Below are 13,804 nucleotides of genomic sequence, written 5' to 3' on the forward strand. Positions count from 1 at the left end.
CTGCTCCGCGTGCCGACTGTGGTGCGGTGTGCCGAACGCCACAGGTTAGCGCTCGCTAACCCCCGCGCGTTAGGCTCGTCACATGAGCTTCGAGTTGTCTCCCGAGCACGAGCAGTTCCGCCGCAGCGTCCGCGACTTCGCGCAGGCCGAGATCGCGCCCCATGCCGCGCAGTGGGACCGCGACCACCACTTCCCGACCGATGTCGTGAAGAAGATGGGCGCGCTGGGCCTGATGGGCCTCACCGCTCCGGAGCAGTACGGCGGCGCAGGGCTGGCCGGCGAGGACGGCGGCTTCACCTCGCTCTGCCTGGCGATCGAGGAGATCGGCCGCGTCGACCAGTCGATGGGGATCACCCTCGAGGCCGCGGTAGGACTCGGCATCAACCCGATCCTGACCTTCGGCACCGACGCCCAGAAGGAGGAGCACCTGCCCGCCCTGGTCGCGGGCGAGCAGCTCGCGGGCTTCGGGCTGACCGAGCCGGGCGCCGGCTCCGACGCCGGCGCGACGAAGACCAAGGCGGTGCTGTCCGACGGCGAGTGGGTCGTCAACGGCGCCAAGCAGTTCATCACCAACTCCGGTTCCTCCATCACCTCGCTGGTGACGGTCACGGCCCGGACCGGTGACCGTGACGGTGGCCGCCCCGAGCTCTCCACGATCATCATTCCGAGCGGCACGCCCGGCTTCACCGCCGAGAAGCCCTACGACAAGCTCGGCTGGCACGCCTCCGACACGCACCCGCTCTCCTTCGAGGACTGCCGCGTACCCGAGGCCAACCTGCTCGGTGAGCGCGGGCGCGGCTACGCGCAGTTCCTCAGCACCCTCGACGACGGCCGGGTCGCCATCGCGGCCCTCGCCGTCGGTTGTATCCAGGCCTGCCTCGACCTGTCGCTCGAGTATTCGCTCGACCGCCAGACCTTCGGGGGGCCCATCGGTCGCAAGCAGGGTGTGGCGTTCCAGATCTCCGACCTCCAGGTGATGCTCGACGCCTCCCGGCTGCTGACCTACAAGGCGGCTGCGATGAAGGACGCCATGGACGCCGGTGCCGGCGTCTCGATGAAGGACTTCAAGCAGGCGGCCGCCGTGGCCAAGCTCTACTCCACCGAGTCGGCCGTGACGGCGACCCGGATCGCCACGCAGGTCTTCGGCGGCTACGGGTTCATGGAGGAATATCCCGTGGCCCGCTTCTACCGCGACGCCAAGGTGCTCGAGATCGGCGAGGGCACTTCGGAAGTGCAGCGAATGCTCATCGCGCGGGGGCTCGGCCTGCCGGTCGAGTAGTTCGCCCCCCGGATGCAACCTTTCGGGCCGCTCGATGGTCGAGTGTGCAAGGAAGAGGGGGCGCCGAGGTGGGGCACGATCTGCAGCAGGTCTTCGAAGCGTCCTGGCGACGCCTCGTGGGTCAGCTCTATGCCGTCTGCGGTGACCTCACCGAGGCCGAAGAGGTGGTCGCGGAGGCCTTCGCCCGGGCTGCCGCCCGGCGCCGGATGTTCGAGGGGCTGGACAGCCCCGAGGCGTGGTTGCGCGTCACGGCCGTCAACATTGCCCGGACGCGCCACCGACGACGCCGTGTCGGGGAGCGGCTGGGCCTGTCCGGAGTCGTCGGAGCCGCCGAGTCGCGGCATCCGTACCTGACCGACGACCGACTCGCGGTCGTCGGAGCGCTGGCCCAGCTCCCTCACGTCCAGCGCGAGGCGCTGGCCCTGCACTACCTCGCCGACCAGTCGGTCGCTGACGTTGCGGCCACCCTGGGCGTCCCGATCGGAACGGTGAAGGCCCGGCTGTCGCGGGGGCGCGTCGCGCTCGCCGCCGTCCTCGGGGAGACCGAGCTGCTCGTGGAAGGAGAGTCCCGTGGGTGATCGACTCGACCCGGAGATCGTGCGGCTCGCCGAGGAGGCCGCCCGGAAGCCCGACTTCAACGCCGTCCTGGCCCGTGGCGCAGTGCTGTCGCGACGGCGTACGGCGAGCGCGCTGATCGCCACCGTCGTGGTCCTCGCCGGCCTCGTCGTTGCCACCCAGCTCGCGGGTCAACCCCAGGCGGATCAGGTGGTGCCGGTGATGCCGAACCCGACGCCAACGCCATCGACGCCGACGATGCCAACGCCGACACCCACGCCGACGCCGACGCCGACGGTGACGACACCTGCCGACACCGAGCGCCGGGCGGAGCGCGCCCGGCCGACGGCGAGGCAGATAGTGGACGATCCTGCGTCGCAGATCCAGGGCGTGCAGGTGGTCCCCGGCGACAATGACAAACGCGTCGTCCTGTGGACCCTGTGCAGAAACTCGGGATGCACGGCGGCCGACTACGCCGTCGCCTTCACGAGCGACGGGTTCCAGACACGCGTCGTCCCCGATGTCGTGTGGTCCAATCTCGAGGGCACCGCCTGGTCCAACATCGTCGTCCGGATCGCCGACAACGGCGACGTCGTGGTCGTGCACGACTTCGACGAATCGAACCGCACGAGAATCCTGACCATCCGTGCAGACGGTGCGGTCACCACCGCCGACATCTCCCGCGATGCTGCGCCGGTGGGCGAGGATGAGGTGCTCGCCACGATCGCCCAATTGGATCCCGGAGGGGCGTACTGGGCGATCGACACCGTCGCTGGCCGTGCCCATCCGGCGACGGTGCCGGACGGCACGCAGCAGGTCGTGCAGACCGACAGCGGACAGCTTCGGGCCCTGACCGAGGCGGGAACCTACGCCTGGTCCGACGACGGGGGCGCCGTGTGGCGCAAGGCGCCGGGAGCGAAGGACCGCTCGCCGTTGGTGTCATTCGTCGACTCCGCGCCTGATACCCACGTGCTGATGGGCGGGAGCGACGGAGCCACCCTCTTCCCGTTCGCGGAGGTTCGGGTGCTGGAGGACGGGTCCACGTGGTCGGTCTCGCGGCAGTCCGGCGACCCGCTGGCCTATGTCGGTCCGGCAGCCGTCCTCCCGGACGGGCGGTTGCTCGCCAGGGTGCAGGGCTGGAGCGACAACGGTTCGCTCCAGGGGCCGCTCACAGGCACGCCTCCAGGGATGTACGTCTCCGTCGGTGACGACTGGTCGGCGTACGAGCGCATCGAGTCGGGTGCTCCCTTCGACGTTCCCGAGCGCATGGAGCCCAACGTGATGGAGCTCGAGCTGACCGCCGACGGGGTGCGGTTGACTGCGATCGGACCGGACTTCAAGGCGGCGTGGACGTCCATTGACCTCGGCGCAACCTGGCAGGAGCTGCGGGCGCGTTGACGTTTCGTTGATCGCGTGGCCGTAGCCTTGCTGTTGTGACACCGAGGGGCCGCCAACTGGCGGGGGAGATCTGGCGCTACCTGGCCGTGGGGCTGGGAGCGACTGCTGTTGCCTTCGTGTTGTTCAACTGGCTCGTCCACGGCTTCGGGATGACCGCCGGACCGCTCAACGGCCACCCCATCTGGGGCTACGTGCTGGCCAACCTCGTCGGTACGGCGATCAGCTATCGCGGCACCCGCCGGTGGGCCTTCCGGCACCGCACGACCACGCACTTCGACGGTGGCCGGACCGCGTTCGTGACGATCAGCGTGGCCACGATGGCCATTCCGATGGCGTTCCTGTGGGTGAGCCGCAACGTCCTGGGCCTCGACGACCCGGTGTCCGACAACCTCGCCGCCAACGTGATCGGGCTGGCGTTCGCCAATGCCGCGCGGTTCGTGCTGACGCGGCAGTTCGTGTTCGGCGTACACGCAGAGGCCGAGGCCCTCGACCGCGTGTGATCCTCAGGCCGGGCCGGCAGCCGTCCAGAGCGCGGTCCACTCGTGCCCGAGCTCGGCCACCAGCTCACGCAGCAGCGGCAGGCTGACGCCGACCACGTTGTGGTGATCGCCCTCGATCCCGGTCACGAAGGCGCCGCCGAGGCCGTCGACGGTGAACGCGCCGGCGACGTGCAGTGGTTCGCCGGTGGCGACGTACGCCGCGATCTCGGCGTCGCTCAGGTCGGCGAAGTGCACGGTGGTGCTGGCCGTCGCGGCGGCGACCCGGCCGGTGCCCATGTCGCGAAGGCAGTGGCCGGTCCGGAGCACGCCCGACCGGCCGCGCATCGCGCGCCAGCGGTCGACGGCCGTGGCCGGGTCGCCGGGCTTGCCCAACGCCTGGCCGTCGAGCTCCAGCACCGAGTCGCAACCCAGGACCAGCGCGTCCGGCGGCACGTCGTCTCGCTCAGCGACCGCTGCGCACTTGAGCTCGGCCAGCTGCAGCGCCAGCTCCGCCGGCGGGAGACCATCGAGCTGGGACTCGTCCACGCCGCTGACGATCACGACCGGGTCGACCCCGGCGCTGCGGAGGGTGGCGAGCCGGGCAGGTGAGGCGGAGGCGAGAACGAGCTGCATGGCGCCGACCCTAGGGCGTCGGCGCCCCCCACCTCACAGGCGGGCGAGGGCCGCCCTCAGCGGGTCGAGCCCCAACGACCCGAGGTCGAGCGCGGACCGGTGGAACGCCTTCAGGTCGAAGCCGTCACCGTGGCGGGCCTGCACCTCGGCGCGGGACTCCAGCCAGATGCGCTCGCCGACCTTGTAGGACGGTGCCTGGCCGGGCAGGCCGAGGTAGCGCTTCACCTCGAACTGGATCACGTCGTCGTCCATGCGGCAGTGCTGGCGCATGAACTCCAGGCCGAGCTCGGGCGTCCAGGTCTCCCCGGGGTGGAACCCGAAGGGGTTGTCGACAGGGATCTCCAGCTCGAGGTGCATGCCGATGTCGACGATCACCCGGGCCGCGCGCATCGACTGCCCGTCGAGCATGCCGAGCTTGTCCGCCGGGTCGTCGAGGTGGCCGAGCTCGTCCATCAGGCGTTCGGCGTACAACGCCCAGCCCTCGCCGTGGCCGCTGCACCAGCACATGAGTCGCTGCCAGCGGTTCAGGCTCTCCTTGCGGTACGCCGTCTGCGCGACCTGCAGGTGGTGCCCCGGGACGCCCTCGTGGAAGACGGTGGTGACCTCGCGCCACGGATGGAACGTCTCGATCCCGTCGGGCACCGACCACCACATGCGGCCCGGGCGGGAGAAGTCCTCCGAGGGGCCGGTGTAGTAGATGGCGCCGTCGTTGGTGGGCGCGAGCATGCACTCGATCCGACGGATCGGTTGCGGTATGTCGAAGTGGGTGTCGGCGAGCCCCGCGATCGTGCGGTCGGCGAGGTCCTGCATCCAGTCACGGAACTCCTCGCGGCCCGTCACGACCCTGGACTCGTCTGCCTCCAGATGAGCGACGGCCTCGTCGACGGTCGAACCGGGCAGGATCGCCTCGGCGGTCTCGTCCATCAGGTCGGAGAGGCGCTTCAGCTCCGTCCAGCCCCAGGCGTAGGTCTCGTCGAGGTCGACCTCGGCGCCGAGGAAGTAGCGGCTGGCCAGGGCGTAGTGCTCGCGTCCGACCCCTTCCTTGTCGCGCCCCTGCGGCTCCAGCTCGTCGGACAGGAACAGCCCGAAGCTGGCGAAGGCGCGGCTGGCGGAGGCGGCATGCGCGAGCAGCTCGGTGTCGTCGTCGGCCCCCAGTCGCTCGACGAGCCCGGTGAAGAAGTCGCCGCCCCCACCTGTCTGGCCGGTCCAGCGGCGTACCTGCTCGGCGACCTCGGCGTACTGCCGGGCCGCGACCACGTTGCCCTTGCGGGCCTCGTCGGACAGCGTGACGCGCAGACCCTCGAGCGCGGAGGGTATGGCAGCGAGGCGCGCACCGATGTTCGCGATCGCCTCCTCGCCGTCGGTCGGCATCAGGTCGAAGACCTCCCTGATCTCGTGCAGCCCGCTCCACAGGACCGACATCCGCGAGCGGTTGAGCCCGGCTGCCTCCAGCTCGAGCTCGAGGCGATTCCGCTCCAGGAAGGCGTCCCGGGCCGAGGCCTCGCGGTCGTCGGCCGGGGTGGCTGCCTCCACCGCCTCGACCGCGGCACGCACGAGTGCGATCCGCGCGTCGTAGCCAGTGGGTGAGAGATCGGTCAGCCGGTCGTCATGGCCGGCCACGCCCACCATGGTGGCGGCGATCGGGTCGAGCGACGTGTAGTCCTCGACGAACTGGTCACACAGGGCGTCAATGGTTCGGGTGGTCACGGAGCCACCCTGCCACCAGTCGGCGTGCGCGCCCATCGGCGACCGGGGTCATGGCACGATCCGACCATGGAACGACGACTCACGCCGCAGGTGCCGCTCACGCTCGCAGCACTCGTGCTCACCCTTGTGGGGTGCTCCGAGGGCCAGGAGCCGGAGACTGCGACTGCCATCGATCCCGAGTGGTACGACGCATTGGACTCGGCCGTCGAGGCGGGGGGTGGGGTGGGTCCGATCCCGAAGCTCGAGCGCGGCGAGTGCCCCCTCGGGACGCCCGAGATCGCGGGCGAAGAGGTCGGGGGCGAGGCTCGGGTCGGGGCCGCCGCCGTCGACGGCTCCCGGCGTCGTCTGGTCTGCGAGTGGCCGCAGCCGGAGACGGAGCTTGTCGTCGTCCGGTTCGAGGACCCGACGGCACTCGAGTCAGCTCGCGAGGAGGTCGCGGTGGTCGGCGAACGTGATCTCGGTGTCAGCGTGCAGACGACCGAGGAGATCACCGTCGACGGACACGACCTCGTCGTACGCCGCACCGTCGAGACCGAGAACGCCGAACGCACCAGCTACTACGTGTCGTTCTTCGACGACGACGGCCTGGGCATGGCCACCCTCGACGTCGCCGGCCCGGTGGGCGAGCTCCCCGAGGGATACACCAGCCAGCAGGCCGCCGAGGATCTTGCGGCGCTGCTGCCCTGACGCGTCGGCCGGGGCTAGCCGGGCAGGCTGCTGGCCCGCCAGCCGCCCGGGCCGTGGGCGACTGGTCGGCGCATGAGGCGGGCAGGACGCGACCACTCGGACGTACGCCGAGGCGCACTGTCGCCCTCGCCGGAGCCCAGGGCGGAGAAGACCGCGACCAGGGCGGCGATCTCCTCCGGGGTCGCGTCGGCGTTGACGACCGTGAGCAGCGGGACGTCGGGCTTGTCGGCCATCAGAGAGGGATGTTCCCGTGCTTCTTCGCCGGCAGCGTGGCCCGCTTGGAGCGCAGCAGGCGCAGCGACCTGACGATCTCGCAGCGTGTCTCGTGCGGCGCGATGACGGCGTCGATGTAGCCCCGCTCCGCCGCGACGTAGGGGTTGGCGAGGGTGTCGTCGTAGTCCTGGACGAGCTCGGCGCGCCGCTCGGCTTCATTCCCCGCTTCGACGGCTTCGGCGATCTCGTTGCGGTAGAGGATGTTGATCGCCCCTTGGGCGCCCATCACCGCGATCTGACCGGTGGGCCAGGAGACGTTGATGTCGGCGCCGAGGTGCTTGGAGCCCATGACGTCGTACGCGCCGCCGTAGGCCTTACGGGTGATCACGGTGATCAGCGGCACGGTCGCCTCGGCATAGGCGTAGATCAGCTTCGCCCCGCGGCGGATGATGCCGTTGAACTCCTGGTCGGTCCCGGGCAGGAACCCCGGGACGTCGACGAAGGTCAGCACCGGGATGTTGAAGGCGTCGCAGGTGCGCACGAAGCGGGCGGCCTTCTCCGAGGCGTCGATGTCCAGGCAACCGGCGAACTGCATCGGCTGGTTGGCCACGACGCCGACCGGGCGACCCTCGACCCGGCCGTAGCCCACGATGATGTTCGGGGCGAACATCGAGTGCACCTCGAGGAACTCCTGGTCGTCGAGCACCGACTCGATGACCGTGTGCATGTCGTAGGGCTGGTTGGCGCCGTCCGGGATCAGGGTGTCGAGGGCCCGGTCGAGGTCGTTGACCTCGAGGTCTGCGGGCTCGTCGAACACGATCGGCTCGTCGAGGTTGTTCTGGGGCAGGTAGGACAGCAGCGCCTTGGTGTATTCGATGGCGTCCTCCTCGTCGGAGGCCATGTAGTGCGAGTTGCCCGACTTGGTGTTGTGGGTGCGGGCGCCGCCGAGCTCCTCCATCGTGACGTCCTCGCCGGTGACCGTCTTGATCACGTCGGGACCGGTGATGAACATCGCCGAGGTCTGGTCGACCATGATCGTGAAGTCGGTGACCGCGGGGGAGTAGACGTGCCCGCCCGCGCAGTTGCCCATGATCAGGCTGATCTGCGGGATGACGCCCGAGGCGTGCACGTTGCGGCGGAAGATCTCGCCGTAGAGACCGAGGGAGACCACACCCTCCTGGATGCGGGCACCGGCGCCCTCGTTGATGCCGATGATCGGGCAGCCGGTCTTGATCGCGAGGTCCATCACCTTGGTGATCTTTTCGCCGTACACCTCGCCCAACGAGCCGCCGAAGACGGTGAAGTCCTGGGAGAAGACGCAGACCTGGCGACCGTCGACCGTGCCGTAGCCGGTGACGACCCCGTCGCCGTACGGGCGCCGCTTCTCGAGCCCGAACGCCGTCGACCGATGGCGCGCCAGCTCGTCGAGCTCGACGAACGAACCCTCGTCGAAGAGCATCGCGATGCGCTCGCGGGCGGTCCTGCGGCCCTTCGCGTGCTGCTTCTCGATCGCCTTCTCGGACCCGGCGTGCACGGCCTCGTCCAGTCGGCGCTCGAGATCCGCGAGCTTGCCTGCGGTCGTGTGGATGTCGATGTCGTCGGGGACGTCGGTGCCCTCGCCGGGCTGCACCTGTGCGCTCACTCAGTGGCCTCCTTGGGATTCGTCGGTCAATCTAGTGCCCATGACTCCTGTCCCGGCACCGCGCCCAGCTCTCGATCCAGCCCGCGTCGCCGTCCCCCTGGGGTGGCGCCTCGAGATCACCGAGAGCACGCCGTCGACCAACGCTCTGGTCGCCGATCGGGCGCGCGCGGGTGAGGAGCACGGACTGGTGGTCGTGGCCGAGCACCAGACCGAGGGGCGCGGTCGGCTCGGCCGCGTCTGGGAGGCGCCGGCGCGGACCTCGTTGACCTTCTCGGTGCTGCTGCGCCCCGACGTCCCGGCGAACGACTGGCCGTGGCTGCCGCTGCTGACCGGCTACGCCGTGCAGGCGGCGCTCGCGGACCGGCTGCCCCACATCAGCCTCAAGTGGCCCAACGACGTGCTCGTCGAGGAGTGCAAGGTCGCGGGCATCCTGGTGGAGCGCATCGAGACCCCGACGGGCCCGGCCGCGGTCGTGGGCATCGGGATCAACGTCGCGCAGACCCTGGACGAGCTGCCGGTCGCGCTGGCCACCTCGGTGGAGCTGGAGACCGGCGAACCTGTCGACCGCACCGACCTGCTCGGCCAGGTCCTCGGCTCCCTGCACGGCCTGCAGGGCCTCCTCGATGACCCGGGGGCCTTGCGCACGGCGTACGCCGACGTGTGCTCGACGCTGGGCCGCGAGGTGGATCTCCACCTGCCCGCGGACGAGGTCCGCCGGGGCGAAGCACTCGACATCGACAGCCGGGGCGCCCTGGTGGTGAGCACCGCCGACGGGACGTTGACGGTGGGTGCGGGTGATGTCATACACGTACGCCCCCAGCAGTGACATGATCACCGCGTGGCCTACCCGACGAAGCTCCTCAACGACGGCGAGCACATCGTCGTTTCCACCCGCACCCACTTCAAGGCGTTGATCGGTCCTGGCCTGATCCTGCTCGTCATCCTGGGTCCGCTGTCCGTGATCTGGTCGCTCGACGGCTCAAGCTCCACGGTCGCGTGGATCATCTGGGGGGCGTTGGCCTTGGTCGGCCTGGTGCTGGCGGGCCGGTCCTTCCTGGCGTGGCTCACCACGACCTACACCTTCACCAACCGTCGCTTCATCAAGCGGTCGGGACTGGTCGCCAAGGAAGGTCGGACCATCCCGCTCAACCGGATCAGTGGCGTCGACTTCGAGATCGGGGTGATCGACCGCCTGTTCGGCTGCGGCACCCTGATCGTCTCCGACGCGAGCACCGATGGTCGCGTCCTCATCTCGGACATCCCGCGCGTCGAGAAGGTGCAGCTGCAGGTGGCCGAGGAGCTGCACAAGCTGTCCAGCGGCCACCGGTCCGACGATGGCACGTGAGCGTCCACGCCCGCTGAACCCGACGAAGCGACCCGACGAGGCGAGCTCGGTCCCGGAGCGACTCGACCTGGCGGTGCTGGGGCAGTCGCCCACGATGACGGCAGCCGAGGTGGCTGCCGAGACCGGGGTGACGATCGACCAGGCCCGGCGGCTGTGGCGTGCGCTGGGCTTCCCGGAGATGGGCAACGAGCACGCTTTCAGCGCAGGCGACGCCGAGGCCGTAGCGGCCTTGATGGGCATCGTCGACTCGGGCGCCGTTGACTTCGACATGGCGGTCAACATGACCCGCGGCGTCGGCCAGACCATGTCGCGACTGGCCGACTGGGAGGTCGCCACGCTGGCCGGGAGGGTCGAGGAGCTCGAGGCCGGGGAGCACGCGACCGGCTCCCGAGTCGGGTCAGCGCTCCGCCTGATCGAAGAGCTTCGCGGCCCGTTCGAGGTGATGCTCGTCTACGCGTGGCGCCGCCACCTGGCAGCGTCGGTCGCCCGCATGGAAGCCATGGGGGCCGCCCACGAAGACCTCCACACGGTCGACGTCACCGTCGGTTTCGCCGACCTGGTCTCGTTCACCGCCCTGTCCAACGAGATGGACCGCGAGCAGATCGGCGACCTCGTGGAGAAGTTCGAGGGTCGCTGCCACGACGTGATCTCGGTCCACGGCGGCCGCATCATCAAGAGCCTGGGTGACTCCGTCCTGTTCGTGATCGGCGATGCCGGGAAGGCGGTCACCGTCGCCGAAGGGATCATCACCGTCATCGGTCGCGACACGCGGATGCCCGACGTCCGGGTGGGGTTGGCCTCCGGTGCCGTCGTCCCACGCCTGGGCGACGTCTTCGGGCCTCCCGTCAACATGGCGGCCCGACTCACCGCGGTCGCCCGACGCAACCGGCTGATCATCGACCAGGCGACGGCCGACCTGCTGCCCGACGAGGAGTTCGAGACGCGTCGGCTGCCGGCCCGACCGTTGCGGGGCTTCGGCCTCGTGGAACCGGTCGCCGTACGCCGTCGCTGACGACTCGTTCGGGCTGGGGCACCTGAGCCCCCGAACCACCTTGCCCTCGGCCGCCACGCACAGGAGGCCACGCCCTGCGGCCCATCCGACCGCGACCCCCCGCACGATCCGGCGTGCATCCTTCGGCAGTCGGGGAGCGAGGCTCGCCACGCGAAGTGAAGTTCCACAGGATTTGATTTTTTCTTCCGCGGGTGCCCGTCCTTTGGTAGAATCGAACACATGTTCGATACTTTCCACGCCTCAGCACCTGAGCCGCCCTCAGGCGGCGCAGCAGGCGTGCTGAGCGCGAGGAACCTCGAGTCGTGGGCAGATGGACTGTCCTCGACGATCGAGGGCGTCAGTGACCTGGACGACGCCGAGCGGATCGATGCCGTGCGTGCCCTGGAGCGACTGGCCTGTGTCGTCACCGCCGCCCAGGCCCGCCTCGCCTCCGATCTCGACGCCTCACAACGAGCCGAGCAGGAGGCCGCAGGAGTTCCGGTCGCGCGGCGCGGTCGGGGTGTTGTCGAACAGGTGGCGTTGGCTCGTCGTGAGTCTCCCCACCGCGGGCGTCAGCACCTGGGCCTGGCCAAGATCGTCCCCTCAGAGCTGCCACACACCTGGACTGCCTGGCGGACCGGGCGGATCACCGAGTGGAAGGCGACGATCGTCGCCCGCGAGACCGCTTGTCTGACCCTCGAGGACCGCCTCACCGTCGACCAGATCGTCGCGGGAAGCCCCGATGGTGCCCAGTCGATCGAGTCGATCGGGGAGCGGGAGCTGGCCGGCGCCTGTCTCAAGGAGGTGGCCCGCCTCGATGCGGCTGCGCTGGTCGTACGGCGACGTCGGGCGGAGTCCGAGCGACGCGTGACCCTGCGACCGGCCCCCGACACGATGACGTACCTGACAGCACTGCTTCCGGTGAAGGACGGTGTAGCGGTTCTCGCGGCCCTCACGCGCGCCGCCGACAGTGCGCGAGCAGCCGGCGACGAGCGGGGCAAGGGACAGGTCATGGCCGACACCCTGGTCGCACAGGTCTTCAGCGCCGCCGACGGCGATGTGTCTGCGCCACAGGTCTCGCTCGGGCTGATCATGAGCGACACTGCACTGTTCGGAGGCTCCGACGACCCGGCACAGCTGGAGGGGTTCGGACCGATCCCGGCGGAGCTCGCCCGAGAGGTCATGACCGACGCGTGCGACCGCGACGAAGCCATCTGGCTACGACGTCTCTACACCAGCCCCACCACCGGTGAGCTCGTCTCGATGGACGCCACCGGCCGGTTCTTCCGGGGCAGCCTGGCCAGATTCATCCGACTCCGTGACCAGGTGTGCCGCACCCCGTGGTGCGACGCACCCGTCCGGCACGTCGACCACCTCCAGACGCACGCCGACGGCGGTTCGACCAGTGCTCGCAACGGCCAGGGACTGTGCGAGTCCTGCAACTACGCCAAGGACGCCCCGCGATGGCGGGCCAGACCGCAACCAGACGGGTCCATCGCCGTGACTCTGCCCACCGGACACCAACACCGCACCCGCCCACCACCCCTCGTCACGATCCGCAAGCACCACGTCCCCGCGCTGCGCGTCGACTACGTCTTGGTCGTTTGAACTTCGCCCGAAAGCAACTTCGCCGGACGCCTGCGTACAGGCCCCGGCGATGAGCTCGGCGGTGTTCTGTCCGGAGACGTTGGGGACACGTGTGGTCGGTGAGTTGTCCTTGTGTGCGGTGTGGCCGCGGTGGTGATTTTAGTGATGGAGCCAGCCTGGGTACGCCGCGACGCGGGCTGCTTCTGAGGTGTAGGTCTCGGCGTAGGCCCATTCCTCGAGCAGGGTGCGGTTGAACCGTTGGACTTTGCCGTTGGTCTGGGGTCGGTACGGCCTGGTCCAGCGGTGGTTGATGGTCGCTGCGGCGGGGGTCTTGGTCCAGAGGTTGGAGCGGTAGCAGGAGCCGTTGTCGGTCAGGACGGCTTTGACGGTGGTGCCATGGGCGGCGAAGAACGCCCGAGCGCGTTGCCAGAACCCAAGCTGATGCGTTCGTTGTCGATCCGGCGTAGGTGCGGAAGGCTGCCCTTGAAGCCGCGCCGACGGAGTTCAGGCACCACAATCCGTTTGATTGCATCGTCCATCGCCTGTCGTGGCGAGTCGAACGACGGTCTTTTGGTGGCCGTCATTCTCGGTGTCATCCCCCGGGGCGGCCATGCCGAAGAGGCTACGGTGGTCGGGCGCCCGGGAGGCCCGCCCACGCATCCGCGATCCGCGTGGGGTCGTGCCGCTCGCGGATGGGCTCGCGGAGCGACCCGGTGCGGGATCCCGTCCCGGAACGCTGAGCCCGCTGTCAAGCCTGGCCAGCACAGAATCGTCCCCGGCGATGGGACGTCGTCGACTCCAAAGTTCAGCCGCGAGTGATCCCGAACCCGTTCGGGTCCTCGACGAAGTGGTCGCAACCGTCATGCTCGAACCGAGCGACTCCGTCGTAGGGCGACGACTTGGACGAACACACGCCCCAGTCCGCACCGATCTGGCCTCCAAGTGCCAGCCAATTCAGGCATCCACCGCACTGTTGGAAGTACCACTCGTCGCGATACCCAGGATCGTCCGTGCGACGGTTGAGGCGCTCGCCCCAGCGCGAGTAGATCGCTCTCTGCTTCTCCTCGTCCACGAACGGAGTGTTCCACGACGTGCACGCTCATGCCGTGCGACGAGTGACCGGTCACCGTTCGGCCCGCGGAACATCCGGATCTGGCACCCCTCTGTGTCAAGAAGCAGCTGGGAGTGGGGTTCTAGGCTGTCTCCTGGCGGGTCCGGGAAGTGGCTTGTCCGAAGAGCCGGCACTGGGATGTGAGCCGGTCGCGCTGGAGCCAGAGTCGTGTCCCGT

Annotated in this window: 14 protein-coding genes and 1 pseudogene; 9 read left to right on the plus strand and 6 right to left on the minus strand. The window is 69.4% G+C overall.

Annotation, left to right across the window (positions count from 1 at the left end):
- The first annotated feature begins 82 nt into the window (after positions 1 to 82).
- The 4 genes from VNJ48_RS01370 to VNJ48_RS01385 all read left to right on the plus strand — a co-directional run bounded on the left by VNJ48_RS01370 (position 83) and on the right by VNJ48_RS01385 (position 3,732).
- On the plus strand, positions 83 to 1,279 hold the full coding sequence (locus tag VNJ48_RS01370; RefSeq protein WP_325598337.1) for an acyl-CoA dehydrogenase family protein: 1,197 nt from the start codon (positions 83 to 85) through the stop codon (positions 1,277 to 1,279).
- Between the two features lie 68 nt (positions 1,280 to 1,347).
- Positions 1,348 to 1,857, plus strand: coding sequence for a sigma-70 family RNA polymerase sigma factor (locus VNJ48_RS01375; protein WP_325598338.1), 510 nt, complete (start codon positions 1,348 to 1,350; stop codon positions 1,855 to 1,857).
- Positions 1,850 to 3,232, plus strand: a complete 1,383-nt coding sequence (locus VNJ48_RS01380; protein ID WP_325598340.1) for a hypothetical protein — start codon at positions 1,850 to 1,852, stop codon at positions 3,230 to 3,232. Before VNJ48_RS01375 ends, VNJ48_RS01380 begins: the two co-directional genes overlap by 8 nt.
- A gap of 35 nt (positions 3,233 to 3,267) precedes the next feature.
- Complete coding sequence (locus VNJ48_RS01385; RefSeq protein WP_325598342.1) at positions 3,268 to 3,732, plus strand: GtrA family protein; 465 nt, start codon at positions 3,268 to 3,270, stop codon at positions 3,730 to 3,732.
- Between the two features lie 3 nt (positions 3,733 to 3,735).
- Here the strand turns inward: VNJ48_RS01385 and VNJ48_RS01390 are convergent, their stop codons facing one another.
- The gene (locus tag VNJ48_RS01390) at positions 3,736 to 4,344 is read right to left on the minus strand and encodes a Maf family protein (protein WP_325598344.1); all 609 of its coding nucleotides are present in this window, start codon (positions 4,342 to 4,344) and stop codon (positions 3,736 to 3,738) included.
- A gap of 33 nt (positions 4,345 to 4,377) precedes the next feature.
- Positions 4,378 to 6,051, minus strand: a complete 1,674-nt coding sequence (locus tag VNJ48_RS01395; RefSeq protein WP_325598346.1) for a DUF885 domain-containing protein — start codon at positions 6,049 to 6,051, stop codon at positions 4,378 to 4,380.
- A gap of 66 nt (positions 6,052 to 6,117) precedes the next feature.
- Here VNJ48_RS01395 and VNJ48_RS01400 point away from each other — a divergent pair, with 66 nt between their 5' ends.
- Positions 6,118 to 6,738, plus strand: a complete 621-nt coding sequence (locus tag VNJ48_RS01400) for a hypothetical protein (protein ID WP_325598348.1) — start codon at positions 6,118 to 6,120, stop codon at positions 6,736 to 6,738.
- A gap of 14 nt (positions 6,739 to 6,752) precedes the next feature.
- Here VNJ48_RS01400 and VNJ48_RS01405 read toward each other — a convergent pair whose 3' ends face one another.
- Together VNJ48_RS01405 and VNJ48_RS01410 are read right to left on the minus strand one after the other, a co-directional pair.
- On the minus strand, positions 6,753 to 6,971 hold the full coding sequence (locus tag VNJ48_RS01405; RefSeq protein ID WP_325598350.1) for an acyl-CoA carboxylase subunit epsilon: 219 nt from the start codon (positions 6,969 to 6,971) through the stop codon (positions 6,753 to 6,755).
- Positions 6,971 to 8,581, minus strand: a complete 1,611-nt coding sequence (locus VNJ48_RS01410) for an acyl-CoA carboxylase subunit beta (RefSeq protein WP_325598376.1) — start codon at positions 8,579 to 8,581, stop codon at positions 6,971 to 6,973. The genes VNJ48_RS01405 and VNJ48_RS01410 overlap by 1 nt, the downstream gene beginning before the upstream one ends.
- Positions 8,582 to 8,633: 52 nt before the next feature.
- On the opposite strand from VNJ48_RS01410, the gene VNJ48_RS01415 reads away from it, so the two are divergent.
- From VNJ48_RS01415 to VNJ48_RS01430, 4 genes are all read left to right on the plus strand, one after another.
- A complete protein-coding gene (locus VNJ48_RS01415; protein ID WP_325598352.1) occupies positions 8,634 to 9,419 on the plus strand; it encodes a biotin--[acetyl-CoA-carboxylase] ligase in 786 nt (261 codons plus the stop codon).
- A gap of 12 nt (positions 9,420 to 9,431) precedes the next feature.
- Positions 9,432 to 9,938 (plus strand): PH domain-containing protein, encoded by a 507-nt coding sequence (locus VNJ48_RS01420; RefSeq protein ID WP_325598354.1) that lies wholly within the window; start codon positions 9,432 to 9,434, stop codon positions 9,936 to 9,938.
- Positions 9,928 to 10,950 (plus strand): adenylate/guanylate cyclase domain-containing protein, encoded by a 1,023-nt coding sequence (locus tag VNJ48_RS01425; RefSeq protein ID WP_325598356.1) that lies wholly within the window; start codon positions 9,928 to 9,930, stop codon positions 10,948 to 10,950. Before VNJ48_RS01420 ends, VNJ48_RS01425 begins: the two co-directional genes overlap by 11 nt.
- Before the next feature lie 219 nt (positions 10,951 to 11,169).
- Complete coding sequence (locus VNJ48_RS01430) at positions 11,170 to 12,537, plus strand: HNH endonuclease (RefSeq protein WP_325598358.1); 1,368 nt, start codon at positions 11,170 to 11,172, stop codon at positions 12,535 to 12,537.
- A 69-nt stretch (positions 12,538 to 12,606) separates the two neighbouring features.
- On the opposite strand, the pseudogene VNJ48_RS01435 reads toward VNJ48_RS01430, so the two are convergent.
- Together VNJ48_RS01435 and VNJ48_RS01440 are read right to left on the minus strand one after the other, a co-directional pair.
- A pseudogene (locus tag VNJ48_RS01435) lies at positions 12,607 to 12,948 on the minus strand (integrase core domain-containing protein); the annotation flags it as partial.
- 373 nt (positions 12,949 to 13,321) lie between these two features.
- Positions 13,322 to 13,588 carry a hypothetical protein gene (locus VNJ48_RS01440; protein ID WP_325598360.1) on the minus strand — a complete coding sequence of 89 codons (267 nt, stop codon included), beginning with the start codon at positions 13,586 to 13,588 and terminating at the stop codon, positions 13,322 to 13,324.
- Between the last annotated feature and the right edge of the window lie 216 nt (positions 13,589 to 13,804).

Origin of the sequence: Nocardioides sp. (genome assembly GCF_035576065.1) — a bacterium.
In the GTDB taxonomy this organism is placed as follows: Bacteria; Actinomycetota; Actinomycetes; order Propionibacteriales; family Nocardioidaceae; genus Nocardioides.